Annotated in this window: 22 protein-coding genes; 14 read left to right on the plus strand and 8 right to left on the minus strand. The window is 71.6% G+C overall.

All coding sequences use genetic code 11. From position 1 onward, the window contains the following. Window positions 1–172: 172 nt before the first annotated feature. From OG598_RS09705 to OG598_RS09725, 5 genes are all read left to right on the plus strand, one after another. Window positions 173–3,070, plus strand: a complete 2,898-nt coding sequence (locus OG598_RS09705) for a helix-turn-helix transcriptional regulator (RefSeq protein WP_328654104.1) — start codon at window positions 173–175, stop codon at window positions 3,068–3,070. A gap of 138 nt (window positions 3,071–3,208) precedes the next feature. Then, window positions 3,209–3,979: a DUF5995 family protein gene (locus OG598_RS09710; protein ID WP_328654105.1), complete on the plus strand. Its 771-nt coding sequence runs from the start codon at window positions 3,209–3,211 to the stop codon at window positions 3,977–3,979. A gap of 388 nt (window positions 3,980–4,367) precedes the next feature. Then, window positions 4,368–4,757 carry a hypothetical protein gene (locus OG598_RS09715; RefSeq protein ID WP_328654106.1) on the plus strand — a complete coding sequence of 130 codons (390 nt, stop codon included), beginning with the start codon at window positions 4,368–4,370 and terminating at the stop codon, window positions 4,755–4,757. Window positions 4,758–4,844: 87 nt separating this feature from the next. Further along, window positions 4,845–6,941 (plus strand): amino acid transporter, encoded by a 2,097-nt coding sequence (locus OG598_RS09720; RefSeq protein WP_328654107.1) that lies wholly within the window; start codon window positions 4,845–4,847, stop codon window positions 6,939–6,941. 174 nt (window positions 6,942–7,115) lie between these two features. Then, entirely contained in the window at window positions 7,116–8,618 is a 1,503-nt protein-coding gene (locus OG598_RS09725; protein WP_328654108.1) for a hypothetical protein, read from the plus strand. Between the two features lie 160 nt (window positions 8,619–8,778). On the opposite strand, the gene OG598_RS09730 is transcribed toward OG598_RS09725, so the two are convergent. Continuing rightward, window positions 8,779–9,738: a TIGR03557 family F420-dependent LLM class oxidoreductase gene (locus tag OG598_RS09730; RefSeq protein WP_328654109.1), complete on the minus strand. Its 960-nt coding sequence runs from the start codon at window positions 9,736–9,738 to the stop codon at window positions 8,779–8,781. A gap of 161 nt (window positions 9,739–9,899) precedes the next feature. Continuing rightward, window positions 9,900–10,781, minus strand: a complete 882-nt coding sequence (locus OG598_RS09735; protein WP_328654110.1) for an NAD(P)-dependent oxidoreductase — start codon at window positions 10,779–10,781, stop codon at window positions 9,900–9,902. 68 nt (window positions 10,782–10,849) lie between these two features. Here OG598_RS09735 and OG598_RS09740 point away from each other — a divergent pair, with 68 nt between their 5' ends. Continuing rightward, window positions 10,850–11,239, plus strand: a complete 390-nt coding sequence (locus OG598_RS09740) for a winged helix-turn-helix transcriptional regulator (RefSeq protein WP_328654111.1) — start codon at window positions 10,850–10,852, stop codon at window positions 11,237–11,239. A gap of 78 nt (window positions 11,240–11,317) precedes the next feature. Here the strand turns inward: OG598_RS09740 and OG598_RS09745 are convergent, their stop codons facing one another. Beyond that, window positions 11,318–11,524 (minus strand): hypothetical protein, encoded by a 207-nt coding sequence (locus OG598_RS09745; protein WP_007460667.1) that lies wholly within the window; start codon window positions 11,522–11,524, stop codon window positions 11,318–11,320. A 252-nt stretch (window positions 11,525–11,776) separates the two neighbouring features. Here OG598_RS09745 and OG598_RS09750 point away from each other — a divergent pair, with 252 nt between their 5' ends. Further along, entirely contained in the window at window positions 11,777–12,604 is an 828-nt protein-coding gene (locus OG598_RS09750) for a hypothetical protein (RefSeq protein WP_328654112.1), read from the plus strand. Beyond that, on the plus strand, window positions 12,601–13,359 hold the full coding sequence (locus OG598_RS09755; RefSeq protein ID WP_328654113.1) for a maleate cis-trans isomerase family protein: 759 nt from the start codon (window positions 12,601–12,603) through the stop codon (window positions 13,357–13,359). The genes OG598_RS09750 and OG598_RS09755 overlap by 4 nt, the downstream gene beginning before the upstream one ends. A 9-nt stretch (window positions 13,360–13,368) precedes the next feature. On the opposite strand, the gene OG598_RS09760 is transcribed toward OG598_RS09755, so the two are convergent. The 3 genes from OG598_RS09760 to OG598_RS09770 form a co-directional block, all read right to left on the minus strand. Further along, window positions 13,369–14,577, minus strand: a complete 1,209-nt coding sequence (locus OG598_RS09760; RefSeq protein ID WP_328654114.1) for a low temperature requirement protein A — start codon at window positions 14,575–14,577, stop codon at window positions 13,369–13,371. A gap of 118 nt (window positions 14,578–14,695) precedes the next feature. Then, the gene (locus OG598_RS09765) at window positions 14,696–15,652 is read right to left on the minus strand and encodes a 5'-3' exonuclease (RefSeq protein WP_328654115.1); all 957 of its coding nucleotides are present in this window, start codon (window positions 15,650–15,652) and stop codon (window positions 14,696–14,698) included. Between the two features lie 58 nt (window positions 15,653–15,710). After that, window positions 15,711–15,914 carry a hypothetical protein gene (locus OG598_RS09770; protein ID WP_328654116.1) on the minus strand — a complete coding sequence of 68 codons (204 nt, stop codon included), beginning with the start codon at window positions 15,912–15,914 and terminating at the stop codon, window positions 15,711–15,713. Window positions 15,915–16,469: 555 nt separating this feature from the next. Here OG598_RS09770 and OG598_RS09775 point away from each other — a divergent pair. Both OG598_RS09775 and OG598_RS09780 read left to right on the plus strand, forming a co-directional pair. Next, entirely contained in the window at window positions 16,470–16,964 is a 495-nt protein-coding gene (locus tag OG598_RS09775; protein ID WP_328654117.1) for a CAP family protein, read from the plus strand. A gap of 205 nt (window positions 16,965–17,169) precedes the next feature. Continuing rightward, complete coding sequence (locus tag OG598_RS09780) at window positions 17,170–18,057, plus strand: winged helix-turn-helix transcriptional regulator (protein ID WP_328654118.1); 888 nt, start codon at window positions 17,170–17,172, stop codon at window positions 18,055–18,057. Window positions 18,058–18,121: 64 nt separating this feature from the next. On the opposite strand, the gene OG598_RS09785 is transcribed toward OG598_RS09780, so the two are convergent. Next, window positions 18,122–19,489, minus strand: coding sequence for a glycosyl hydrolase family 18 protein (locus OG598_RS09785; protein ID WP_328654119.1), 1,368 nt, complete (start codon window positions 19,487–19,489; stop codon window positions 18,122–18,124). A 203-nt stretch (window positions 19,490–19,692) separates the two neighbouring features. Here OG598_RS09785 and OG598_RS09790 point away from each other — a divergent pair, with 203 nt between their 5' ends. The 3 genes from OG598_RS09790 to OG598_RS09800 all read left to right on the plus strand — a co-directional run bounded on the left by OG598_RS09790 (window position 19,693) and on the right by OG598_RS09800 (window position 22,561). Continuing rightward, window positions 19,693–20,808 carry a M24 family metallopeptidase gene (locus OG598_RS09790; protein WP_328654120.1) on the plus strand — a complete coding sequence of 372 codons (1,116 nt, stop codon included), beginning with the start codon at window positions 19,693–19,695 and terminating at the stop codon, window positions 20,806–20,808. Continuing rightward, window positions 20,805–21,947 carry an acyl-CoA dehydrogenase family protein gene (locus OG598_RS09795; protein ID WP_328654121.1) on the plus strand — a complete coding sequence of 381 codons (1,143 nt, stop codon included), beginning with the start codon at window positions 20,805–20,807 and terminating at the stop codon, window positions 21,945–21,947. The genes OG598_RS09790 and OG598_RS09795 overlap by 4 nt, the downstream gene beginning before the upstream one ends. A 107-nt stretch (window positions 21,948–22,054) precedes the next feature. Beyond that, window positions 22,055–22,561, plus strand: a complete 507-nt coding sequence (locus tag OG598_RS09800; RefSeq protein WP_112732312.1) for an Lrp/AsnC family transcriptional regulator — start codon at window positions 22,055–22,057, stop codon at window positions 22,559–22,561. Here OG598_RS09800 and OG598_RS09805 read toward each other — a convergent pair. Then, window positions 22,491–23,102 (minus strand): histidine phosphatase family protein, encoded by a 612-nt coding sequence (locus OG598_RS09805; protein ID WP_145788530.1) that lies wholly within the window; start codon window positions 23,100–23,102, stop codon window positions 22,491–22,493. The genes OG598_RS09800 and OG598_RS09805 overlap by 71 nt on opposite strands. 156 nt (window positions 23,103–23,258) lie before the next feature. On the opposite strand from OG598_RS09805, the gene OG598_RS09810 reads away from it, so the two are divergent. Further along, on the plus strand, window positions 23,259–23,453 hold the full coding sequence (locus OG598_RS09810; protein WP_088989634.1) for a CsbD family protein: 195 nt from the start codon (window positions 23,259–23,261) through the stop codon (window positions 23,451–23,453). Window positions 23,454–23,693: the final 240 nt, after the last annotated feature.

Raw genomic sequence — 23,693 nt, forward strand, 5'->3', positions numbered from 1 at the left:
CCCGCTGTTGCCTGATCACCTCCGGAGATTGGCACTAGTGGGCCGACGGGGGATCTGCCGAACGACGTATGTCGGCCACCTGCAACCTTTAGTCGCAAAGTCGACGCGAGGAGTACCGCATGCGGTGGGCGGCCGTAGAACGGTATGGGGCCCTGTGATTAGGCTGCGTGGCATGGCCAGCGATGTGGACACCGCACCGCTCGTGGGCCGGGCCGAGCTGGTGCAGACGGTTCGGTCCGCGTTGCTCGGTGACGCCGCGCACGGGCAGACCGCTGCGGTCTTCCTGACCGGCGAGAGCGGTGTGGGAAAGACCCGGCTGTTGGGCGAGATCGGCGACCGCCTACGGGAGCGGGGCGCCGTGGTGCTCACCGGCAGCTGCCTGGACATCGGCGACGCGTCCCCGCTGCACCCGCTGTTGCAGGCGCTGCGCCGGTTCGACACCGAGGTGTCCGCCTCGCCCGCCCGCACCTCCTCGGCGGTGCGGGGGCTGTTGCAGATGTTCGCCGACGAGACCGCCGGCCCGGACGGCGCTGGCGCGTTGCTGGAGCGGGTCTCCCGTGGCCTGCACCTGATCGCCGAGGGTCGCCCGCTGGTGCTGATCCTCGACGACCTCCAGTGGGTCGACCGCAGCACCCGGCAGCTCCTGCTCTACCTGCTGGCCGGCCTGGGTGATCTTCAGTTGTCGGTGCTGGCGGCGGTGCGTGCCGAGTCGTTGCAGGGCGCGCACCCGCTGCGCCGGGTGCTCACCGAGCTGCGGCGGCTCCGCACGGTGCGGGTGCTCGACCTGGCGCCGCTGGGCCGGGCCGACACCGAGACGCTCGCCGCCGCTGTGGTCGGCCGGACGCTGACCACGGACGCCGCCGAGCAGGTCTGGCAGCGCAGCGGCGGCAACCCGTTCGTCATCGAGGAGCTGGCCCGGGATCTGCGCGACGGCCGCGACGGCCTGTCCGAGACGCTGCGGGAGATCTTCCTCGACCGGGTCGACGCGCTGCCCCAGCACGCGCACGCCGTGGTGCACGCGGTGGCCGCCGGTGTCGAGCCGGTGCAGCACTGGCTGCTGGCCGAGGTGCTGCGGATGCCGGAGGACGAACTGATCGCCGCGGCCCGGGCCGCGGTGGCGCACCGGCTGTTGGTCGGTGCCGACGAGGGCTACCGGCTGCGGCACCGCCTGGTGGCCGAGGTGCTGGCGCACGAGCTGCTGCCGGCCGAGCGTTCCGGGCTGCACCGCCGCTACGCCGAGGCGCTGACCACCGCGCCGGGTGAGCTGCACCAGGCCCGGCTGGCGCACCACTGGCGGCTGGCCGGCGAGCCGGCGCGCGCCCTGCCGGCGGCGGTGGCCGCCGCCCAGGAGGCCGAGCGGCTGCACGGTTACGCCGAGGCGCACCGGCACTGGTCGGCGGCGTTGCAGTTGGCCGCCGAGCCGGGCCCGCTGACTGTGGACCGGGTCGAGTTGCTCGAGAACGCCGCCGAGGCGGCCCACCACTGTGGGGAGCACGCCCGCGCGTTGGCCCTGCTGGAGGAGTTGGCCTCGCTGCGGGGTGGCGAGCCGAGCTGCGCGCTGCACATCCGCCGCGCCCGCTACCTGGCCGCCGCCGGTCGCTCCGCGCTGGCCGAGGAGGAGTACCAGCGGGCGCTGAAGGCGGAGGACTGCTCTCCTCGGGACCGGGCCAGCGCCGCCGCCCGCCTGGCCGAGCTGCTGCTGCACCTGGGTCGCTACGCCGACGCCGGTGTGCGGGCCCGCGAGGCGTTGGCGTTGGCCGAGAACGTGGCCGGATCGGCCACCGAGGTGGTGCTGGCCAGTTCGGCGTTGGGCTTCAGCGACGCCTGTCTGGAAGACCCGGACGCCGGTCTGGCGGTCATGCGCGACGCTCTCGACACTGCCGAGCGCGCCGGTCAGCCCGAGGACGTGGCCTGCGCGTACCTGCACCTGGCGGAGCTGCTGACCGGGCCGTTGAACGTCCTCGAAGAGGGCGTGGTGGTGGCCCGGCGGGGCGCCGAACGGGTGGCCGAGCTGGGGCTGGGCCGCACCTGGGGCACCCGGCTGCTGGCCATCGCCATCAACGGGCTGTTCCGGGTGGGCCAGTGGGCCGAGGCGGAGAAGGTGGTGGCGGCGGCGCTGCGGCACCGACCGTCCGGTGCGGACGCCGTGGAGCTGCTGTTGGCCCGGTGCCGGCTGTCGGTGGGCTACGGCGACATCGAGGCCGCCGGTCGGGACCTCGACGCGGTGGCGACCCTGCTCGCCGGCGGCGGGGCGCGACACGTCATTCCGCTGCTCACCCTGCGCTCCGGGCTGGCCATGTGGGAGGGTCGGCACGACGTGGCCCGGCAGGCGGTGCAGCGCGGCCTCACCGAGAGCCGTTCCGACGACGTGATGATCCTCTCCGCGTTGGTTTGGCACGGCCTGCGCGCCGAGGCCGAGGCGCACGCCAGCCGCACCGTGGAGGTGGACCCGACGGCGGTGCGCCGGCTGCGGGACGTGGCCGAGCGCGTGGCTCGCAAGAGCGCCGGCGCCGCCCGGCCGGTGCGCTCGGTGGTGGAGGGCTTCCTGGCTCTGTGCGCCGCCGAGGTGAGCCGCCTGGACGGCAGCGATCCGGAGCTGTGGGCCGTGTCGGCGGCCGAGTGGGATCGACGCAATCACCCCTATCCGGCGGCCTACTCGCGGCTGCGGCAGGCCGAGGCGCTGCTGGCTCGGCGCAGCCGGGTGGCCACCGCCGGCAAGCTCCTGCGGGAGGCCTACCGGGTGGCGCAGGGGTTGGGCGCGGTGCCGTTGACCTCGGAGATCCGCGAGTTGGCCGGGCGGGCCCGGGTGTCGCTGGACGAGCGTGACAGCACCACCGGTGCGCGCAGCGTCCCGGTCGAGGCGTCCGACGACGAGTTGGCGGCGCTCACCGCCCGGGAGCGGGAAGTGCTCGCCCTGGTCGCCGAGGGGCTGACCAACAGGGAGATCGGGCAGCGGCTGTTCATCAGCGAGCGGACCATCGGGGTGCACGTGTCGCATATCTTCGACAAGCTCCAGGTTCGTACCCGTGTGCAGGCCAGCGCGATCCAGTTGCGCAACCAACGGGGCTGACCGACCCGACGTACGTATCCCGGCGCGTGTGCGCGCCGGGATACGTCGTTTTACTGATCCGTTGGCCCGGTGTCGGCTGAGAGGCTGGGCCGCGTCGACGACGGCACGGGGGATGCCGCCGACCACAATGGAGGAGAAATGATCGAACCGGTCTGGGGGCCCGTGCACCGGGACATCGTCGACCTGCTCGCCGATCATCCCGCGGACGTGCCGGCCGTGGTCGATCACCTGACCAAGCTCCAGGACATGCTGGTCCGGCTGCCACCGTTGGAAGCCAGTTGCCCCCTCGCTGACTTCAACAAGCTCTACCTGACCATCACCAGCAGCGTGCTGGACGGGCTGTACGACGACCGCTTCGTCGACCCGGTCTTCCTCTCCCGGCTCGACGTCGAGTTCGCCGCCCGGTACTTCGACGCGATGCGGCTGTGGACCGACTCCAGCCCCGGCACCCCGAAGGCGTGGGCGTGCCTCTTCGAGCGGATGCAGGGGCCGGATGCCCGGCCGCTGCCGTCGGCGGCGGCCGGGGTGAACGCCCACATCAACTTCGACCTGCCGTTCGCCCTGGTGACCACGTTCGACCACCTGGAGTCGGAGCCGGTCGACGGCAGCGACCAGCACCACGACTACCTCGAGATCAACAACATCTTCGCGGACAAGATCCCCGGCCTGCGCCGGGGCTACCTGGAGCGGTGGCAGCTGCTCATCGACATGCTCAACGGCGACATCGACGACTGGTACCAGGGGGAACTGGTCGAGTACACCCGCGATGTCGCCTGGCGTAACGCACAGAAGATCTGGCGGTGCCGGCACGATCCGGACGCCCGCGAGTGTGAGCGCACACGGTTGGACGACAACGCCGCGGCGCTCGGCCGGTTGCTGCTCTCGCCCCTCGGGGCGTTCCTGCAGTAGCCGGGACGGGGGGCCTCCGCGCTCCGCCCCGTGGGGGGCGGCGGAGCGCGGGGGCGCGTCCCACCAGTTCCACCCCGCGTGACCGACCCGAGCTCGGGTCGGTCACGCAGGGGACAGCCGGTCGGCCCGGGGGGGTGCCGACCGTCTGCCACCGTCGGCCGGCCCGGGGGGTGTCGGCCGGCGGTGGGGGAGCGCCGAACGGGGGTCGGTTCGACGGCGTGCGGATCCGGGGGTGTCGGCGGGCTCGGATCGGGTACGCCCGCGCCATGACCGTCCTGGCCCGGCGCCGGCCCGCCGCCCGCCCCCGGCCCGCGCGGCCCGGCCCTCTGCGGCCGGGCGGCCCGGTGTCGCGACCCACCGCCCGGCCCGGCGCCCGATGACCGGCGTCGTGGCCCGGTTTCCGTTCCGCTTCGATCCGGTGTTCCGCCCGGTGCTGGCGCTGCTGGGGGTCCGCCCGGCGACGGCCTGGGTCGCCGTCACCGAACGGGACCTGATGATCCGGTACGGGCCGTGGCGGCTGCGGACCGACCGGGACAACGTGACCGCCGTCGAGCTGAGCGGGCCCTACCGATGGTGGCGGGCGATCGGCCCGCACCTGTCGCTGGCCGACGGCGGTGCGACCTTCGGCAGTAGTGCGGCCGGCGGGATCTGCGTGCGCTTCGGCGTACCGGTGCCGGCGCTGGTGCCCGGGGGGCGGCCTCGGCACCCGGCGGCCACGGTGACCGTCGCCGACCCGCCCGCGCTGGCCCGGCTGCTCGCCGTTCCGGACCCGTCCTGAGCAGGCCGAACAGGTGCCCGGTTCCGCCGATCGGGCGGCCGGGCACCGCCTACCGTCAGATCAGGACCTGTGAGGGTGGGACTGGCGATGGGTGACGAGCACCGGGCGAAACCACGGCGCTGGAGCGGGCGCCGCCACGCACCGAGCGGGCCGGACCCGGCGCTGCGGGCGGCCCGCGATCCGGCGCGCCCACACCGGGGCGGCCGGCAGGGCGTCGTGGTGCCCGAACGCGTGGCCACCGCGGCCCGATCGGCGCCGCCGGCCAGCCCGCTGCGCCGGTGGCTCTTTCAGCATCAGGTGCAGCCGCCCGGCCCCGAGGCGACCGAGGGACAGAACCGTCGGCACGCCTGGTGGCAGGTGATGTGCCTGACCGGCGTGGACTACTTCTCCACGCTGTCGTACCTGCCGGGCATCGCTGCGGTGGCGGCCGGGGCGCTCTCCCCGCTGGCGACCTTGTTGATCGTCGTGCTCACCCTGTTCGGCATGCTGCCGATGTACCGGCGGGTGGCCCACGAGAGCCCGCACGGTCAGGGTTCGGTGGCGATGTTGGAGCGGTTGTTGCCGTTCTGGCGGGGCAAGATCTTCGTCCTCGTGCTGCTCGGCTTCGTGGCCACCTCCTGGATCATCACGATCACCCTCTCCTCGGCCGACGCCACGGTGCACCTGCTGGAGAACCCGTACCTGCCGGACGCCCTGCACGGGTCCCTGGTGCCGGTCGTGGTGACTGTGGTGCTGCTGCTCATTCTCGGCGGGGTGTTCCTGCTCGGGTTCCGCGAGGCGGTGGTGGTGGCCATCCCGCTGGTCGCGGTCTTCCTGGTGCTCAACGCGGTGATCGTCGTGGTCGCGGTGGCCCGGATCGTCGAGGACCCGGGCATCGTGTCGAACTGGACGGCCGCGGTGACCTCGACCGGTGGCGGACCGGGAGGGGTGCTGCTCACCGCCGTGTTGGCGTTCCCGCTGCTGGTGCTGGGGCTGTCCGGTTTCGAGACCGGGGTCAGCATGATGCCCCTGGTGGCGGCCGACGGCCCGGACAGGCAGGCCCGGCTCGCCGCCCGCATCCGCAACACGCGCCGGCTGCTCACCACCGCCGCGTTGATCATGTCGGTGTACCTGATCTCGACGACCTTCGTGACCACGGCGCTCATTCCGGCGGAGGAGTTCCGGCCGGGCGGCGGCGCGAACGGGCGGGCGCTGGCGTTCCTGGCGCACACCTACCTGGGGGAGGTGTTCGGCACCGTCTACGACGTGAGCAGCGTGCTCATCCTGTGGTTCGCCGGCGCCTCGGCGATGGCCGGGCTGATCAACATCGTGCCGCGCTACCTGCCGTCGTACGGCATGGCGCCGGAGTGGGCGCGGGCGGTACGCCCCGTGGTGATCGTCTACACCGTCGTCAGCGTCGCCATCACGATCGCCTTCCGCGCCGACGTCAACGCCCAGGCCGGGGCGTACGCCACCGGGATCCTGGCGATGATGGTCTCCGGGGCGGTGGCGGTGACGATCTCCGCGGCCCGTCATCACCGGCGTGGCTCCGCGATCGGCTTCACAGTGCTGACCCTGGTGCTGCTGTACGCGCTGCTGGAGAACGTCATCGAACAGCCCGACGGCATCACGATCTCCGCGCTGTTCATCCTCGGCATCATCGTGGTCTCGTTGGTCTCCCGGGTCACCCGGACCACCGAGCTGCGCGCCGAGCGGATCGAGTTCGACGAGGCGGCCCGTCGGTTCATCACCGAGTCGCTGGCGCACGACGGGCAGCTGCACCTGATCGCGAACAAGCGGCAGAAGGGGTCGGTGAAGGAGTACACGCTCAAGGAGCGGGCGCAGCGCGGGATGAATCCGGTGCCCGGTGCCGCCGACGTGCTGTTCCTGGAGATCGACGTGGTCGATCCGTCGGAGTTCAGTCAGGTGCTGCGCGTGCACGGGATCGAGGTGGGCGGCTTCCGGGTGCTGCGGGCCAACAGCCCGGCCGTGCCGAACGCGATCGCCGCGATCCTGCTGGCCCTGCGGGACGCCACCGGGGTACGACCGCACGCGCACTTCGAGTGGTCGGAGGGCAGCCCGATCGCGCACCTGGCGCGCTACCTCATCCTGGGCCGGGGGGACACCCCACCGGTGGTGCGGGAGATCATCCGCCGGACCGAACGGGATCCACTGCGTCGACCCGGCATCCACGTCGGCGGGTGACCTCGGTACCCCTCTGGCGGCTTTGAAGATGAAAGAGGGCACTATTCACGTTCACACCTTCCTGTCCGTATTGCGGACCTATCGTGGCGTTTGGTAGCCGGCGAACACGTCGAGCCCCCCGCGCCCGAATCGGCGCGCGGCCACGTCACGTACGCAGGAAGGTAGGCACCGTTGATGTCCACGTACCGAGAGGGAGACGGCGCGACCCGACCCAGACGGCGGTCCCGATGGTTCTTAGCCAGCGGCTTGCTGGCGGGGAGCCTGGTCGTGGGAGGGGCCGGAGCGGCCGCCGCCGCCGACCGCGCCCTCACCCTCCCCGGTCTGGCCCGGCTGACCCCGGCAGCCGACGACGACCGCCGCGACGGCGACCGGCCGGGTTCGCAGCCCGCACCGGACGACGCGGAGCGGGCACGCCCGACCACCCCCGGCACCGGCAAGCGGGCCGTGGTGTCGGTGCCCTGCGACTCCGCGAAGCTGGTGGCGGCGCTGGTCGCGGCCAACGCCGAGGGGGGCGGTGAGCTCCGCCTCGCGCCCAAGTGCCGTTACACCCTCACGGAGGCGTTCCACGAGACCGACCAGTACGACGGCGGGATCCGTGACGCCCGGGAAGCCGCCGACGCCGCGGAGACCCCCGGCGACGCCGACGCGCCGCCGCACAACCCGGCCGACGACACCGCCGGCCTGCCGGTGATCTACCAGGCCATCACCATCGACGGTGCGGGCGCCACCATCGCCCGGGCCGCCCAGGCCGCCTCGTTCCGCTTCTTCACCGTCCGCGACGGCGGCGAGCTGACCCTGCGCGACGTGGAACTGCACAACGGCCGCTCGGCCATCGAGGGCGGCAGCGTGCACGTGGTGCACGGTGCCACCGCCGTTGTGGAACGGGTCACCGTCACGCAGAGCACCTCGCTGTCGCCCGAGGGCGGTGGCGGCGGCATCTTCAACGACGGCAACATGGTGGTCACCGACTCCACGTTCATCGGCAACAGCGCCTCCGGCGCCGCGGGCAAGGGCGGGGGCCTGCTCAACGGCGGCGTACTGACGCTGAAGCGCTCGGAGTTCCACCGCAACAGCGCCAACGCCTACGGCGGCGGGCTGGGCAACTACCGTGGTGCCGCCGACGTGGAGAGCGTGTCCTTCACCCAGAACAGCGCCGGCCAGGGTGGCGGGCTGGCCAGCTTCTCGGCCCGGACGAAGGTCTCCGACACCGAGCTGCTGAACAACACCGCGCAGGTCGGCGGCGGTGCCGCCAACTCCGACGCGGTGCTGGTGATGCGCACGATGACCATCCGTGGCAACACCTCCACAGTCAACGGCGGCGGCGTCTCGACAGTGAAGGGCCTGACGCCGATCGACGACAGCGTGATCGACGGCAACACCACGCACGGCCTCGGAGCCGGCATCTACGCCGAGAAGGCGAACCTGCTGGTCCGCGGCAGCGACGTGACCCGTAACGAGGCTGTCGGCGCCGCGTCCCAGGGCGGCGGCATCTACGCCAACGCGGGCTCGGTGGCGATCTACACCAGCAAGGTCACCCACAACGCGTCGACGGTGAAGCCCGGCGGCATCTTCGGCATGCACGCCCAGGTCAAGATCGACGATGAGAGCGTGGTGGTCGAGAACGAGCCGACCAACTGCGAGGGCAGCCAGGTGCCGATCGCGCACTGCTTCCGCTGACCCGCGCACCATCCCGAGCGCGTTCATCCCGAGTGCACCGCCCGCCCGGACGACCGTCCGGACGGGCGGTGCTTCTCGTCGTCACGTGACGCCCTCGGGCCCTCGCCGACCGTCGATCCCCGTGGCCTCCGCCGCCGCCGATCCACTCCAGGTCGCGGCGTCAGCCCATCGCGCGCAGACGGCCCGAGAGGTCGCCGGCGAAGAAGTCGAGGAAGCCGTCCGGGTCGGGGCCGGCGTTCTGCAGGACGATGTGGTCGAAGCCCGCCTCGACGTACGACCGGACCTTGGCGACGTGCGGTTCCGGGTCCGGGCCGATGGCGAAGAGCTGCCGGATGTGCTTCTCCTCGACGTACGCGCTGGCCGCGTCGAAGTTGACCGGGTTCGGCAGTTCGCTCATCACCTTCCAGCCGGTGACCATCCATCGGCTCGTCTGCAACACCGCCTGCACCGCCTGTTGCTCGTCGGTGGCCCAGGCCAGTGGCACCTCGGCGTAGCGCGGGCCCGAACCCTGGGCGCGGCGGTAGTGCTCGACGATCGACGCGTCCGGCTCGGTGGCGAACAGGCCGTCGCCCAACTCGGCGGCGAGCCGGGCCGACACCTCACCGCTGGCCGCGACCGCGATCACGGGCAGGGTGTCCGGCAGATCGAAGATCCGGGCGTCCTCCAGTTGCAGGTGCCGGCCCTCGTACGACTGGTAGCCGCCCTGCCAGAGCAGCCGGATGATCTCCAGCGCCTCGCGTAGTCGCTCGTGTCGCCCCCGTACGCTGGGGAAGCCCTGCCCGACCACGTGCTCGTTGAGCCGCTCTCCGGCACCCACCCCGAGGGTGAACCGGCCGTCGGAGATCAGCGCCATGGTCGCCGCGGCCTGCGCGATGATCGCCGGGTGGTAGCGGACGGTCGGGCAGGTGACCCCGGTGGCCAGGCGCAGGGTGCTGGTCTTGGCCGCGATGGCGCCGAGCACGCTCCAGGTGAAGGACGAGTGTCCCTGGGCGTCCAGCCACGGGTGGAAGTGGTCGCTCATCTCGACGAAGTCGAAGCCGGCCCGCTCGGCCAGGACGGCCTGCCGGATGATCTCCTGCGGGCCGTACCCCTCTGCGGCCAGCTTGTAGCCGATCTGCATGCCCACACTCCCGATCCCGTTCGCTGACTGAGGCATCGGCGGTTCCCGGCACCGGCGCGGACAAACGCCGGCGAGCCGCAAACCAGCCTCCTAGGATGCTCTAGCCGGTGTGCGGTGGGCGACGTCAGGCACCAATCACCGCCTCCAACCACCGGACAGCGTCATTGCACCAGCAGATCGATGACACCCGTCAGGTCCTCCTCGCCACCGCCCTCCGCCAGGCGGCGGCGCATCAGGTCGAAGTAGGGGCGGAGCAGTTCGGGGCTGACGCCCTGCTGCTCGGCGGTGCGCAGAAAGGTCGGCGTGCCGGCCACCTGCATGGCGAGAGGGGAGACGACTCCCTTGGTGTAGTCCCCGCTGCGCAGGTGGTCGGCGGTCTGGTGAACCGCCGGGATCATCGCGACGAGCCAGTCGGCGAGCAGTGGGGCGAGCGCCGCGGGGTCGATGTCCTCGCGACGGATCAGGGCGAAGGCGTGCGCGGCCCCGGCGAACATCCCGTACATGGCGCTGAGCAGAGCCACGTCGTACAGGGCAGCGAAGCCCGCGTCATCGCCGACGTAGGTGGTGCCGACCGGAACGCCCAGCGTCTCCCGGTGCCGTTCGAACAGCGCTCGCGAGCCGCTGTAGAAGACGTAGCCGCCGGCTTCCGGGACGCCGATCATCGGCGGGACAGCCATGATTCCACCGTCCAGGTAGCGCGCGCCGTGTCGGCGGGCCCAGGCCGCGCGGGCGCGAGCCTGGGCAGGGGTGCTGGTGGTCAGGTTGACCAGGTCCCGGCCGGCCAGGTCCACACCAGCCAGCACCTGGTCGACCGAGCTGTCGTCCAACAGGCAGACCACGACCAGGGCGCTCGCCGCTACCGCCTGAGCGGCGCTGCCCGCGACCCTTGCCCCTTCGGGCGTGAGCGCTGCGGCGCGGGCCGGGGTGCGGTTCCAGACGGTGAGCGGGTGGCCGGCGGCGAGCCAGGCGCGGGCCAGCGCGGTACCCATCGCGCCGAGTCCCAGCACAGTGACGGAGGGCTTCTCCACAGTGTTCGGTTCCATGCCGATTAGGCTGGTCATCGGCACCCAGATGATCAAGTACGCACTTCGGAGTGCGTGGTTACCCGGGGGTGAGCGAGCACGTCGAAGGGGTGGGTATGGCGACGGTGAACCGGCCGGGCACCGCTGACGGACACGCCTGCGGTATCGACACCGCGATGGAGGTGATCGGCGGCAAGTGGAAGGTGCTGATCCTCTGGGCGCTCCACGAGCACCCCCTGCGTCGCTTCGGCGAGCTGCGTCGACTGCTTCCGGGGATCACCGAGAAGGTGCTGGCCTCCCACCTGCGGGAGATGGAGGCGGACGGCGTCGTGCGCCGCGTCTCCTACGACGAGGTGCCACCCCGCGTCGAGTACTCGTTGACCGAGGCCGGCACGCGCCTCAACGAGGCCCTCGAGCCGCTGGCCGCCTGGGGACGCGACAGGTCGACAGTTCGACGGTTGGGGGAGGAGACGGGCTAGTGGTCCTGGGCGACCTCGTCGAAACCGCGCCGGCCCGTGCCCCCACTGCGGGGGCACGGGCCGGGGTACGTCCGTCGTCTACTTGGAAGGCTCGGGCAGCTTGCAGTCGACCTTCGGGTTGGCGCCGATGTAGTTCAGCGGCCCGGCCACGATGGTGACCAGGATGGTGCCGGCCTCGGCGCAGTTGGTGTCGTCGCCGCTGTAGTAACCGCGCTGGCCACCGGCGATGGCGCCGATCACCAACCAGATCACGACGATGACTCCGAGAATCGAGGTGCCGCGCATCGCTGCCTCCTGAGGTATGTGGTGGATCTGAGGTGCAGCCGTTGTACCCAATCGGGTCGCGCGGCTAACGGTGGCGTGCTAGGCCCCCCGCCGGATCCCCCATCCGGCCGATGCCGTCCGCCGTTGTGTACCGCCCGGGCATCCGCCGCCCGCACCGGGTAGCGCCTGTCGGCTATCGGATCGGCGACCGACCTCGCCGTCATCCGGGTGAGTGGACGTAGAACTGCCTCACGGCCCCGCCGAGGAGGACTCATGGACGCCCCGACACCGCCCCTCTACATCGACCGCCCCGAGGACGTCGCGGTCGCGGCCCGCGCGCTTGCCGGCGGCGCGATCGTCGCGGCGGCGTTCGCCAACTTCTACGTCATCGTGACGCGTCCCGACGCGGCCACCGTGCGCCGGGTCAACCTGGCCAAGGGGCGACCGGTCCACCAGGTCGGCAGCATCACCACAGCGATCGGCCGGATCCCGGGGATGTTCGACTGGACGCGGATCTCGCCGCGGTTGCCGGTCGGTCGGGTGCGGGCGCTGATGGACGCCCTCTACGGGGCCGGGCCGTTCGGCTTCCGCGGGCCCGCGGCGGATCGGCTCCCCGAGCACCTCACCCAGGTCGACCAGGGTTTGCGGACCACCCAGGTGATCGCACCAGGGCTGACCTGCCCGTCCAACGCCTTCTTCGAGCGGGCGCTCGCCGAGACCGGAACGGATCACCTCTACATCACCTCGGCGAACCGCTCCCGGCATCTCACCGGCGCGGCGGAGGAACCGGCGCACTGGAAGGCGGGCGCCCTCGCCGCCGACTTCGCCCACCTCGACGATCTGGTGGTGCTGGTCCACCGGGACGAGGCCGCGGCCCGCGCCGCGTACCCGGGCTACCTCACCACCTCGGTCACGCTGCTCTCGTTCCACGCGCCGGAGGGTGACCTCGAAGAACCGCCGGTGCTCACCGTGGACCGGCACGGATCACTGCACCTGGACGACGTCCGCCGCGCGGCCGCGCCGCTCGGCCTACAGGTGCGCCTGGCCGGAGGTGCCCGGGAACGATTGCAGGTCCGGGGGTACGCCGGGGCACTGGTGTGAGCGGCTACCGCATCGGCCTGGTGGTGCCCAGTTCCAACACCACAATGGAAACCGAGATCCCGGCGATGCTGCGCCGACGTGAGGTCGTCGATCCGACGGTCCGCTTCACCACCCACGCCAGTCGGGTACGGCTGCGTCAGGTGACCGCCGACGAGTTGGCCCGGATGAACCGTTCCGCCCTGCGGTGTGCCGCCGAGCTGGCCGATGCCCGCTGCGACGTGCTCGCGTACGCCTGTCTGGTGGCGGTGATGTGCGAGGGCGCCGGCGCGCACGAGCGGGCCGAGCGGCGGTTGGGCCGCGCGGCCGTTCGCGCCGGGCACGACATGCCAGTGGTGACCAGTGCCGGTGCGCTGGTCGCTGGGCTGCGGGCGCTGGGTGCCCGCCGGGTGGCCCTGATCGCGCCGTACCTGCCGCCGTTGACAGCGACCGTCGCCGCCTACCTCGCCGCGTACGGCGTGCAGGTGACCGACTCGGTGAGCCTCTGCGAGCCGGACAACGTGGCGGTCGGGCGCATCCCCGCGGAGCGTCTGGTCGAGCTGGCCGGTCGTCTGGACGTGACCGGCGTGGACGCGGTGGTCCTCTCCGCCTGCGTGCAGTTGCCGTCGTTGGCGGCCGTGCCGCAGGTGGAGGCCCGTCTCGGCCGCCCGGTGCTCACCGCGGCGACGGCGACAGTGCATCAACTGCTCACCGGTCTGGGTGTCGAGCCGTACGTGCCCGACGCAGGTCGGTTGCTGGCCGGCCCGTTTCCGCGCTGAGTTGGGGGGTCAGTGCGGCGGTGACGGGGCCTCCGGCGGCTTGCCGTGGCTACGCCGGAAGTCCGCGTAGGCCACGCCGACAAGGACCAGCAGCCCGCCGAGGGAGGCGAAGACCGGCGGCAGGTACAGCACGCCGGGGGCGATGGTCAGCAGCGCCAGCACCCCACCGGGTCGGGACCACGACACCCGGCTGAACACCTCGTACTCGAACGAGGCCCGGCCGGCCAGGAACAGCGCCGGGCCGCCGAGGATCACCGCCAGCCAGGCCGGTGGCGTCCGCCCGGTCGGCTCGTGCAGCACCAGGTGGAAGCCGGCCGCCGTGGTGACCACGCCGGCGATCATCAACAGATGGGTGTACGGCGCGCTGAACAGGAACTTGCTGGGCGACTGCGCTGCCTGGATCGCGGTCGGCAGCAGCTCGCCGGACTTGTGCACGTAGATCCGCCAGAGCAGCAGCGTGGTCAGGAACGCCACAGCGAAGGCCCCGATGTTCTCGGCCTCGTTGTGTTCCATGCTGAACATGGTGCCGATCGTGAGGATCGCGTCGCCGAGCGCGATGATGAAAAACTGCTGGTAGCGCTCGGAGAGATGCTCCGCCGTGACGTTGCGCTGCTTCTCGGGCACCACCCCGAGCCCCGGCACCGGGTACGCGAGGCGGAAGCCGAGGTAGTCGATGGCGAGCGCGATGGCCCAGCACGCGATCCGGGCGTCCTCGCTGACGAACGCGCCGATGAGCCACGGGATCGCCGACACCGCGAACCAGACGAAGATGCGGGCCGCCCGACGCTGGGTCTGCGGTTCGCGGCGTACGGCCGGCATCAGGAACAGGCCACGCCCCAGGTGGATCGCCACGTAGGTGCCGGCGAAAACGAGCCCCCGGGCGTTGAACGCCTCCGGGATCGCCGTGGTCATCAGCAGCGCGCCGAACATGACGGCGCTGATCAGCAGCTTGATCTCGGTGCGTTCCGGGTTGTACAGGTCGGTGACCAGCGTGGTGATCGCCCAGGTCCACCAGACGGCGGCGAGCATGATCAGCGCCTCGGCGCCTCGGTGCCAGTCGAGCTGGTCGACCATGCCCCGTGAGATGAGCGCCAGTGCGACCACGTACACCAGGTCGAAGAAGAGTTCGAGGAGGGTGACCCGGCGTGGGGCCTCCGGGTCGCGCACCGGCGGACCGCTGGCCCGTGGCGATCCGGGCTCCGGCGCGGCGAGGTGCACGGGATACTCCTGCGGAACCGCTCGACTCGATGGACCTGTCCGGTCCACCTCTACGGACGGTAGCGAGCGGGCGAACGCGGGATTCCACCTTCGCCCGCTCGTCCCCCGACCGGGTTGGTCACCCCGCTTGCGGCGATGCCGACGGCTTCTCGCCGCCGCGAGGGGCGGCGAGGGCGTCGACCAGGCGGCGGGCCGAGCCGGCCAGGTTCCATCGTTGGGCGAGCTCGAGCAGCCGGTCCGGGTCGGCCGGCGCGCTCGGCAGCGCGGTGGGCAGCTCCGGCAGGGGCACGTCCAGGGCCACCCGGACCACCGTCGGCGCGACGCCCAGGTAGTCGCGCGCCGCGACCAGCTTGGCGCGCAGACCCGGTGCGAAGGACGAGTCGGAGTCGTCGAGCGCGGCCAGGATGCCGGCGATGCTGCCGTACCGTTCGATCAACCGGGCGGCGGTCTTGTCGCCGACGCCGGCCACCCCGGGCAACCCGTCACTCGGGTCGCCGCGCAGCGCGGCGAAGTCGGCGTACCGGTCGGCGGGCACACCGTAGCGGGCCCGCACGGCGGCGTCGTCGCAGTCGTCGAGCTTGGCGACGCCGCGCCCGACGTAGAGCAACCGGACCGGTCGGGCGTCGTCGACGAGTTGGAACAGGTCGCGGTCGCCGGAGACCACCTCGACCGGGCCGGGCTGGGTCACCGAGAGCGTGCCGAGCACGTCGTCCGCCTCGTAGCCGGTCGCGCCGACCGCGGTGATGCCCACAGCGGTCAGCACCTCCAGGATCTTCGGCACCTGCGGGGAGAGGGTGTCCGGAACGATCTCGCCGCCCTGCGGGGCGACCCGGTGCGCCTTGTACGACGGCAGCAGGTCGACCCGCCACGCCGGGCGCCAGTCGTAGTCGAGTGCGCAGACCATCCGGTCGGCGCCCCGCACCCGGATCAGGGTGGCGAGCATGTCGAGGAAGCCGCGCACCGCGTTGACCGGGGTGCCATCCTCGGCCTTGGCGGCGGACTCCGGAATGCCGAAGTAGGCCCGGAAGTAGAGGCTGGCTGCGTCGATCAGCAGGATCGGGGGTCGGTGTGCCACGCCGGACAGCCTGGCACAACCGTCCGACGATCTGGCGTACGCCCGGCCGCCGGTGGTGTCAGCGTCGCTCGTCGGGCCGGTAGACGGTCTCCCGTCGGGCCAGGCGCTGCACGACGTAGCTGGTCACCAGCAGCAGGATCGCGACCACCACCTCGACCCAGGCCGCGACGCCGTCGGCGACGGTGACGCCAATGACCAGCAGGACCAGGCCGACGAGTGCGAGGACCCCGGCCCACAGTTGGCGACGACGGCGTGTTGCCACCCGATTCGCCTCGTTGCCTGCCACGTCGGTCCTCCCGGTCAGGTCGCCCGCGCGGGCGTCCCGATCCCAGGCTAGGGGGCCGCGGGGACGCGCGGGGCCGGAAAACGTAGGCGGAGCACCTGCCGGCCGGTGTGCCGAAGTCGTGACGAGCTGGGCAACCGGGTGGCGGCGCATCGATGACGTCAGCGAACGGAACCGGTCGGCGGCGGGTGTGAAATCGCCGTTGTGACGGAGAAGAGGAAATTCTCTGTCACGCCACTGATGTCGTTCGGGTCTGAGACAGCGTGCCGCTGACGGTGCGTCCAGCCAGGGTGCCCGGGTCACCACCTGGGGCGGTGCGGCCGGGCCTGCTGCGGCATCTGCCCAGCGGTTCACCCGCGACGGCCCGGTGTTATCGCTTCTGTCATTAATCCATCACCTTGAGTGACGGCTCTTTTGTGTTTCTCGATGGAAGGCTGTCGATGGCCATCCGACCCGCTGTGCCAGCCGTCGAGGGTCGAGCCGCCCACCACGGGCAGATATTCCGTCGTTCTTCTTCAGAAGAGGTGTCACAACATGCGAGATGGATTCGCGGACCGAACCAACGACGAGTTCCTGCAAGAGGTGCTGAGCAAGGTCAACGAACTGCGGGCGCGGCACGGATCGTCGTTGCTCACCCTCGACCTGGAGCTCGTGGAGTACTCGAAGTCGCGGGCGGCCTTCATGGCCGAGAAGGACAACCTCACCCACGAGGGCCTGCGATCGGGCACCGGTGAGAACGGGTCGTGGGCGGGAGCCTCGACTGGCCCGACGGCAGGCTCCGGGACCGCTGCCGTCGACTCCTGGTACAGCGAGATCAGCAACTACGACTTCGCCACGGGCAAGGCCATCGACTCCACGAAGGCCATCGGGCACTTCACCGCGCTGGTGTGGAAGAACACCACGAAGCTGGGCGTGGGGCGGGTCGCCGGCCAGGGCACGAAATGGTGGGAGACCTACATCGTGGCCAACTTCTCGCCGCCCGGAAACATGGGAGGCCAGTACGTGATGAACGTGTCGCCCGCGAGCTGACACGCCGACCCCTCGCGGCGGGCGTACCGGCGGTGACCGGTGCGCCCCCCGGGCTGCCCCCGAACCACCATCAGGGCCGAGGCGACGGGGCATGCCAGCCCCGGCCCGCTTCGTCGACGTGCATGTCGCCGTCCCCTGCTCGCCAAGCCGGCGCGTTCCAACCTGGAACGGACTATAGTCGGAGCGGGAGCGACGGAGGTAGCGGGTGCGGCGAGAGGATCTTGCCGATGCGGACTGCGGCATCGCGCAGGCGCTCGGCGTACTGGGGGACTGGTGGACGTTCCTCATCGTGCGTGACGTCGCCGGCGGGACGACCCGCTTCGACGCGCTCCAGCGCGAGCTGGGCGTCAGCCGGCGGGCGCTGACCGAGCGCCTCGCCGCCCTGGTCGAGCACGGTGTGCTGGAACGCAGACCGTACTCGCGACACCCACCCCGGTACGACTATCTGCTCACCACGAGGGGCGAGGGGCTGTTGCCGGTGCTGATCGCGCTGCAGGACTGGGGGACGAGGCATCTGATGGGTGACGGTGACGTGACCGCGACGGCCGACGCCGGCTCGGCCGAGGCGCGCCGCGCGCACGACCTGGTCGGTCGACGGTTGCCCGCTGTCGTCCTGCCCGCCGCCGACGGGCAACCGGTGGCGGTGGCCGCGACGGACGCGTGGACGGTCCTCTACCTGTTCCCCGGGGCGTACGCGCCGGGGACGCACGGCTATCCGCCAGGCTGGGCGGAGATTCCCGGTGCCCGGGGGTGCACCTTGGAGTCGACCACGTACGCCAAGCGTCATCCGGACTTCGTGACCGCCGGTGTCCGGGTGTACGGCGTCAGCACCCAGCGGCCCGACCAGCTCGCCGACTTCGCCGCGTACGCCGAACTGCCGTTTCCGCTGCTGTCGGATGAGGACGGTCGGCTGGGGACGGGGCTGCTGCTGCCGGTGTTCCGCGCGGGTGGGATGACCCGGTTCAAGCGCCTGACTCTGCTGGTCGACCCGACGGCGGTGGTGCGGGCCGTGCAGTTCCCGGTCACGGACCCGGCCGGCTCGGTGCAGGAGATGCTCACACTGGTCGGTGAGCACGCAGGGACCCCCGGCTGACGCCTTCTGCGTCGACCGGGGGCGCCTACGAGCCGGCGGGTCCGTGGAGCCTGCGGGCGCGGCGTCAGGCCGGGAGCGTCCAGCGCTGGTTGGCGCCGGCGAAGCAGTCCCAGATCTGCAACCGGGTGCCGTCGGCGGAGCTGTTGTCGCTGGCGTCGAGGCACTTGTTCGACTGCGGGTTGCGCAGCGTGCCGTTGGACTGGGCCTGCCAGACCTGCGCGCCGCTGCCGTTGCAGTCCCAGAGTTGGATCTTCGCGCCGTTGGCGGTGGAGCCGCTGGTGATGTCGGCGCACTTGCCGAGGGCGCGCAGCGTGCTGTCGCTGGCCACGGTCCAGGTCTGCGCGTTGGTGCCGTTGCAGCCCCAGAGCTGGACGGCGGCACCGTTGGCGGTGCTCGCCGAGGCCACGTCGACGCACTTGCCGGCGATCCCGGTGATCTGACCGGTGCGACCGGTCGGCGGCGGGGTGGTGCTGCCCATGATGGTGTCGTACATGGCGCTGAGCAGTGAGGTCGAGCCGCTGGTGTCCTGCGACAGCTCCCAGTTCATGACGCCGCCGGCGTTGGCCAGGGCCCACTGGGTCTTGCGCTTGACTGTCGGAATGCCGTTCCAGCACTGCTGGCTGCCGCCGATGGTGGCGCAGTCCCGGTTGGCGTTCGCCGGGTCGAGTCCGACCAGGTACGAGTAGTTGTAGTAGACGGGGCGGCTGTAGAACGGGATGCCGAGGACGGCCTTGCTGGCCGGCAGGCCGCGGGCCTTCCACAGGTTGATGCTGTTGATCGACCAGTCGTAGTTGGCGTGCGGGCTGCCGCCGTCGTACGCCATGATGTTGAGCCAGTCGACCTGGTTGAACACGGCCGTCTGGACGCCCTGGACGCTGCCGCCCTCGCTGACCACGGCGGCGGTGAGCAGCTTGCCGCGACTGTGCAGGGCGCTGCTGAGCTGCGTCATGAGCGCCGTGTAGTTGTTGGCCGAGGCGCCCGGGTCGGGGTACTCCCAGTCCATGTCGACGCCGTCGAGGTTGTACTGGTTGACGAAGTTGATCAGGTTGTTGACGAAGGTGGTGCGGCTGGTGGCGTTGGCGGCGAGCGTCTCGAAGGCCGAGTCGTTGCCGTCGTTCCAGCCGCCGACGGCGATGGAGACCTTGACGTTGTTGGCGTGCCCCTGGGAGACCAGCGAGGAGAGCCGGGCGCCGTCCACCCCTTGCAGGGTTCCGTTGCTGTTGGGTAGGACGAAGGCGTAGTTGATGTGGGTGAGCTTGTTGTACTGGATGGTGTTGATGTTGCCGGCCCAGGAGGGCATGTAGCCGACGCTCTTGAAGTTGTTCGGCAGCACCACGGCCTGCGCGGCGGTGGGAATGACGGTGAGGGTGGCGCCGGCAGTGGCCAGCGCGAGCAGGCCGGCGGCGAGGGCGCGGCGCAGTGGTGAGGACATCGGGGGCCTTCCCGTGGGCGGGGGACGACACCCGCCCGCGCAGGGTTGTCGCGGGCGGGGGGTGCGGGGGACGCAGGGACGGGTGGGCCTCGAGGCAGCCAAATCTTAAAGAGTGTTAACTGTCCGCGTCAATCAACGTCGATGGATTTTCCGACGATCGGTGTCGATATGGGGTTTGCCCAAACGACCGTTAAGCTGACGGGGTGGGAATCGACGAGCTGTATCCGCCGGATCGGTTGATCGCCGCGCAGCGCGCGACGGCCGCCGCCGGCCTGGACGCCCTGCTGCTCACGCCCGGCTCCGACCTGCGGTATCTGACCGGATACGACGCCCACGCGGGGGAGCGGCTGACCTGCCTGGTGCTGCCCGCCGAGGGTGAGCCGACCCTCGTCGTGCCCCGGCTCGAACGCCCGGCCGCCGAAGCGTCCCCCGCGCCGGCGACCGGGGTGCGCATCGTCGACCACGCCGACGGCACCGACCCGTACCCCCTGGTCGTCGCCGCCCTCGACGGCCCGGTCGCGGCGGTCGGGCTCGCCGACCGGATGTGGGCCGAGCAGGTCCTCGGCCTGCGCGCGGCGCTGCCCGACGCCGGGCAACGGCTCGCCGGGGAGGTGCTGCGCGAGTTGCGGATCCGCAAGTCCCCGGCGGAGATCGCGGCGCTCACCGAGGCCGGCGCGGCGATCGACGAGGTGCACCTGCGGATGGGCGAGTGGCTGCGCCCCGGTCGCACCGAGGCCGAGGTCGCCACCGACATCGCCGCGGCGATCCGCGCCGCCGGGCACGTCACAGTCGACTTCGTCATCGTGGCGGCCGGGCCCAACGGCGCCAGCCCGCACCACGGCACCTCCGACCGTCCGATCGGCGTCGGCGAGCCGGTGGTGGTCGACATCGGCGGCACTATGGCGTCGGGCTACCGCTCGGACTGCACCCGCACCTACCTGGCCGGCGGGTCGGCGCCGGCCGACTTCCTGGACTACTACGCGGTGCTGCGCGACGCCCAACGCGCCGCCGTCGAGGCGGTGCGGCCCGGGATCACCGCCGCGGCGGCCGACGCCGCGGCCCGCGCGCCGATCGCCGCCGCCGGCTACGGTCCCGCGTTCCTGCACCGCACCGGCCACGGCATCGGTCTGGACGGGCACGAGGAGCCGTACCTGGTGGCCGGCAACGATCGTCCCCTCGACGCCGGAATGGCCTTCTCCATCGAACCGGGCATCTACCTGGCGGGCCGGCACGGCGCCCGCATCGAGGACATCGTCGTCTGCACAACGGACGGCGTGCAACGGCTCAACACCACCCCCACGGAGCTCATCGCGCTATGACTGTCGACCGGATCCTCCCCACCGACGAGGCCCACGACCTGCTGGGTCTCGCCACCGAGCTCGCCGACGGCGAGCTCGCGCCGAGGGCCGCGGCCTTCGAGGAACGCGCCGAGTTCCCCCGCGAGGTGCTGCGCACGCTGGGCCGCGCCGGCCTGCTCGGCCTGCCCTACCCCGAGGAGCACGGCGGCGCGGCACAGCCGTACGAGGTGTACCTGCAGGTGCTGGAGATCCTGGCCAGCCGGTGGCTCGCTGTCGCCGAGGCGGTCAGCGTGCACACCCTGTCCTGCTACCCGGTGGCGGCGTTCGGCAGCGACGAGCAGCGCAAGCTCCTGCCGGACATGCTCGGTGGCGAGTTGCTGGGCGCGTACTGCCTCTCCGAGCCCCAGGGTGGCTCGGACGCGGCCGCGCTGACCACCCGGGCCGATCGCGACGGCGACGCGTACCGGGTCTCCGGCACCAAGGCGTGGATCACCCACGCCCACACTGCCGACTTCTACAACGTCTTCTGCCGCACCGGAGGGCCCGGCCCGAAGGGGATCTCCTGCCTGCTCGCCGACGCGGGCACCGCCGGCATCACGCCGCAGGCGGCCGAGCGGACGATGGGGCTGCGAGCCTCCCCGGTGGCGCAGATCGCCTTCGACGAGGCGCGGGTGCCGGCCGACCGGTTGATCGGCGGCGAGGGGATGGGCTTCACCATCGCGATGTCCGCGCTGGACTCCGGCCGCCTGGGCATCGCGGCGTGCGCGGTCGGGCTGGCCCAGGCCGCCCTGGACTACGCGGTCTCCTACTCCCGGGAGCGGCAGCAGTTCGGGCGCTCCATCATCGACTTCCAGGGGTTGGGGTTCCTCCTCGCCGACGCGGCCACCCAGATCTCCGCCGCCCGCGCGCTGACCCTGGCGGCGGCCCGACTGCGCGACGCCGGCCGCCCGTACTCGATCGAGGCGGCCAAGGCGAAGCTGTTCGCCACCGACATGGCGATGCGGGTGACCACCGACGCGGTGCAGGTGCTCGGCGGCGCGGGTTACGTGGCCGACCACCCGGTGGAGCGGTACATGCGTGAGGCGAAGGTGTTGCAGATCGTGGAGGGCACCAACCAGATCCAGCGGATGGTGATCTCCCGGGCACTGGCCAAGGGCTGACGACGGCACGTGGTGGTAAGGCTGCGGTGGGTGCGTCACGGCCCACCGCGGTCCGCCACTCGGGTACCTCGTCGCCGTGCGACGGTTTTCCCGGTAGGTTGCACGCCGTGGAGGAGATCGACCGCGCTATCGTCGCCGCGCTGACCGCCGACGGCCGTCTGTCGTACACCGACCTCGCCGAGCGGGTGGGGCTGTCGGTGTCCGCAGTGCACCAGCGGGTCCGTCGGCTGGAGCAGCGCGGGGTGATCAAGGGGTACGCCGCCCGGGTGTCGTTCGAGGCGCTGGACCTGCCGCTCACCGCTTTCGTGGCGATCCGGCCGTTCGATCCGTCGCAGCCGGACGACGCCCCGGAGCGGCTGGCCCACCTGCCGGAGATCGACTCCTGCTATTCGGTGGCGGGGGAGGACTTCTACCTGCTGCTGGTGCGGGTGGCCAGCCCCACCGACCTGGAGCGGGTGCTCCAGGAGATCCGCACCTCGGCGAACGTCACGACCCGGACGACTGTGGTGTTGTCCACGCCGTACGAGAACCGGCCGCCGAAGATCAGCTCTGCGGCACCGAGTCGGTCGCGGTCCCGGGTGCCGGAGGAGCCGGCTGGTTCCACCGCAGGATGACCTGCCGGCCGTGCTCGTGACCGAGCGCGCTGACCGTGGCGGTCTCCAGGCGTAGGCGCCCGCCGGCGGACGGGGGCAGGCCGATCCAGCGGGCACCGAGCACCCGCAGGCTGTGCGCGTGCCCGACCAGCGCGACGGTGCCACGGTCGAGCAGCGGGGTGACGCGGGCCAGCACCCGGTCGAGCCGTTCGCCCACCTGCGCGGGGGACTCCCCGCCGGGGCAGCCGTCGGTCCAGATGTTCCAGTGCGGATCGTCGTCGTGGATGTCGACGGTGGTGCGGCCCTCGTACTCGCCGTAGTTCCACTCGCTGAGGTCCTCGTCGACGCCGTCGACGGTGAGCCCGGCCAGCTGCGCGGTGCGCAGCGCCCGGGAGCGGGGACTGCTCAGCACGGTGACGAAACGCCGGCCGGCCAGGAACGCGGCCAGGGTGCGGGCCTGACGCTCGCCGTCGGGAGTCAGCTCCAGGTCGGTGTACGAGGTGTGCCGCAGGCTGGCGCTCCAGGTGGTCTCGCCGTGCCGGATCAGCAGGAGCTCTCCCATGCGGTCAGTTAACCATCGCGGGGCGGTGCCGACAGGAGACCCTCCACTACCTATCTTCCTAGGATGCCTTAGCGGGTGTGCCGACCGGCACTGCCGGTTTCGGCACCCGGAGACCGGGCAAGCGAGCCAGGACAACCGCCAGACCGAGGAGGCGCGATGAGCTTCACCGAGAAGGCAAAGAACAAGGTTGAGCAGATGGCCGGCGCCGCCAGGGAGCGCGTCGGCGACATGACCGACAACGAGCGGATGCGTGGCGAGGGCGCCAGCCAGCAGAGCGACGCGCGCGCCAAGCAGGCCGGTCAGAACGTCAAGGACGCCGGTCGAAACGTGAAGGACTCCTTCACGAAGTGACCTGAGCGGTCCACGGGTCCCCGGGCGCACCGTCGCCCGGGGACCCGTCGTGGTGCGTTGCTCTGCCTGCTCAGGGCGAGGCGGATTCGAGACGGCGCGCGGGGCAGTGAGGCGCTTTCGCGTCTGCGATGATCTGCCGCGTGATCCGACCCCGCCTTCGCCCACTGTGGTGTGGCGTACTGGTTGCGGCGGCCGTTGTCGGCAGTGTCGCGTGCACGGCGTCCCGGGTGCCACCGCCGG

The organism is Micromonospora sp. NBC_00330, assembly GCF_036136635.1.
GTDB lineage: Bacteria > Actinomycetota > Actinomycetes > Mycobacteriales > Micromonosporaceae > Micromonospora > Micromonospora salmantinae.

Excerpts from the sequence above, each read along its gene's own strand:
- OG598_RS09795 (WP_328654121.1), top strand. The coding sequence starts at position 20,805 with ATGACTGTCGACCGGATCCTCCCCACCGACGAGGCCCACGACCTGCTG.
- OG598_RS09730 (WP_328654109.1), bottom strand. The coding sequence starts at position 9,738 with ATGCAGATCGGCTACAAGCTGGCCGCAGAGGGGTACGGCCCGCAGGAG.
- OG598_RS09810 (WP_088989634.1), top strand. The coding sequence starts at position 23,259 with ATGAGCTTCACCGAGAAGGCAAAGAACAAGGTTGAGCAGATGGCCGGC.
- OG598_RS09745 (WP_007460667.1), bottom strand. The coding sequence starts at position 11,524 with ATGCGCGGCACCTCGATTCTCGGAGTCATCGTCGTGATCTGGTTGGTG.
- OG598_RS09725 (WP_328654108.1), top strand. The coding sequence starts at position 7,116 with ATGTCCACGTACCGAGAGGGAGACGGCGCGACCCGACCCAGACGGCGG.
- OG598_RS09735 (WP_328654110.1), bottom strand. The coding sequence starts at position 10,781 with ATGGAACCGAACACTGTGGAGAAGCCCTCCGTCACTGTGCTGGGACTC.
- OG598_RS09785 (WP_328654119.1), bottom strand. The coding sequence starts at position 19,489 with ATGTCCTCACCACTGCGCCGCGCCCTCGCCGCCGGCCTGCTCGCGCTG.
- OG598_RS09705 (WP_328654104.1), top strand. The coding sequence starts at position 173 with ATGGCCAGCGATGTGGACACCGCACCGCTCGTGGGCCGGGCCGAGCTG.
- OG598_RS09805 (WP_145788530.1), bottom strand. The coding sequence starts at position 23,102 with ATGGGAGAGCTCCTGCTGATCCGGCACGGCGAGACCACCTGGAGCGCC.
- OG598_RS09710 (WP_328654105.1), top strand. The coding sequence starts at position 3,209 with ATGATCGAACCGGTCTGGGGGCCCGTGCACCGGGACATCGTCGACCTG.
- OG598_RS09720 (WP_328654107.1), top strand. The coding sequence starts at position 4,845 with ATGGGTGACGAGCACCGGGCGAAACCACGGCGCTGGAGCGGGCGCCGC.
- OG598_RS09775 (WP_328654117.1), top strand. The coding sequence starts at position 16,470 with ATGCGAGATGGATTCGCGGACCGAACCAACGACGAGTTCCTGCAAGAG.
- OG598_RS09750 (WP_328654112.1), top strand. The coding sequence starts at position 11,777 with ATGGACGCCCCGACACCGCCCCTCTACATCGACCGCCCCGAGGACGTC.